The sequence below is a fragment of the Streptomyces sp. NPDC054840 genome, assembly GCF_053611065.1.
Genome location: NZ_JBSGZP010001028.1, coordinates 1 through 1,776 on the forward strand (window position 1 = coordinate 1; position 1,776 = coordinate 1,776).

The 1,776-nt window shown below is 69.6% G+C and carries 3 protein-coding genes; all 3 read right to left on the reverse strand.

Features of this window, described 5'->3' with window-relative positions:
* Positions 1-39 precede the first annotated feature (39 nt).
* A complete protein-coding gene (locus ACWGIU_RS37145; protein ID WP_030011889.1) occupies positions 40-279 on the reverse strand; it encodes an RNA-binding protein in 240 nt (79 codons plus the stop codon).
* A gap of 2 nt (positions 280-281) precedes the next feature.
* Complete coding sequence (rpsP, locus tag ACWGIU_RS37150) at positions 282-722, reverse strand: 30S ribosomal protein S16 (protein ID WP_030011890.1); 441 nt, start codon at positions 720-722, stop codon at positions 282-284.
* A gap of 305 nt (positions 723-1,027) precedes the next feature.
* On the reverse strand, positions 1,028-1,624 hold the full coding sequence (locus ACWGIU_RS37155) for a hypothetical protein (protein WP_453712474.1): 597 nt from the start codon (positions 1,622-1,624) through the stop codon (positions 1,028-1,030).
* Positions 1,625-1,776 lie beyond the last annotated feature (152 nt).

The following is a 1,776-nucleotide window of genomic DNA, read 5'->3' on the forward strand; positions in this document are numbered from 1 at the left end:
ACCAACGCCCTCCCCGGCCCGTGCCGGTGAATCAACTGCTCAGCGGACCTGGTCCACGTCGACGAGGTCGACGCGGATCCCCCGGCCGCCGATGGCGCCCACGACGGTACGCAGGGCACGTGCGGTGCGGCCGTTGCGGCCGATCACCTTGCCGAGGTCATCGGGGTGAACCCGGACCTCGAGCACCTGCCCGCGGCGCAGGTTGCGCGAGGCGACCTGCACTTCGTCGGGGTTGTCCACAATGCCCTTCACGAGGTGCTCAAGAGCCTCCTCGAGCATGCTCAGGCCTCGGTCGACTCGGCGGCGGCCTCAGCCTCGTCCGCCTTCTTGTCGGCCTTCTTCGCCTTCTGCGTGATGGCCTCGCCCTTGCCCTCGCCGATGCCCTCGAGGGCCTTGGCGAACTCGTCGAAGGAGCGACGCTTGCTCTCCTTCGTCGCCGGCTGCAGGAGCGGCGCGGGGGCGGGGAGACCCTTGTGGGCCTGCCAGTCACCGGTCAGCTTCAGGATGGCGAGCACAGCCTCGGTGGGCTGGGCGCCGACGGACAGCCAGTACTGCGCACGCTCGGCGTTGACCTCGATGCGCGACGGGTTGTAGGTCGGGTGGTAGATACCGATCTCCTCGATCGCGCGACCATCCCGGCGGGTGCGGGCGTCGGCGACGACGATGCGGTAGTGCGGCTGGCGAATCTTGCCGAGGCGCTTGAGCTTGATCTTGACTGCCACTGGAGTGGTGTCTCCTGAACTTGACGTGGTTGGGCACATGAGATGCCACGTGGGGTTGCGGTACTCGGGTGCCCGATGGACGCGTCAGCCGGAGGAGAGAGGGGTCCTATGCGACTGTCGAGTACAGCTAGCCATTGTGCCATACGCCTGCGGCGCGCTCAGCCGGACGGGCATGACCCTGGCCCGCCGGGGGTACGGCGGTACGGGCCCCCGCGCGTGCGCCGTCGGCGGCCGCCCCGGTGGGGGCGATGGCCCGGCGCCCGGTTCGCCGTGGGGCGGTGCCCCGGCGGCGACCGGGAAGGCGGTCAGGAGGCCGCCGCGATGGCCACGTCGGGGATCCGGAAGGGCTTCATGCAGCCACCGCACACGATCGGCGCCTGGGCCAGCACGGAGGGCACCACACGTACGTTGCGCCCGCAGTCGCAGACCGCCTTGACACGCACGCCACCGCCGGAGGAACCGTGCCGGGCGGCCGGTCCGCGGAAGCTGCGCTTGGTGTCGGCGGCGGTCGCGGCCGTGTGTGCCTTCAGTGCGCGCTGCAGCCGCTCGATGGTGGGCCGGTAGCGCCGCTTCGCCTCCGGATTGAGCGTGACGAGGGAGAAGCCGCTGCTCGCGTGTGGCTCCTCGGAGTGGTTCAGCCCCATTTCCTCGGCGATCGCGAGGAATCTGCGGTTGTGGTAGCGGCCGGCGCGCGAGGTGTCACGGACCCCTCGGGCGGCGGCGATGCCGTGGACTGCCTCGTGCAGCAGTCGCTCGAAGGAGAGCTCGGCGCCGCAGGCGGACGAGGACTCTCCGATCAGGGACTCGGGCGCGGCAAGGTCAGGCAGCTCGGGGTGGTACCGCTGAATATCGGCCCACGCCTGCGCCAGCTCTGCGGCGAGAACAGGTGGTGTCGTGCTCACGCCGTGACAACGAGCCGAGGTGCCCGGGTGTTCCGATTCCGGGCCATTCCAAATTTTTTGCACGTACCAGTCAGTTCACTCTCATGCGTCCTGACGAGGACGGGTGCGCCGATCTCCGGAGGAGTCGGTACGTAACGTCGACCAGGTGGACC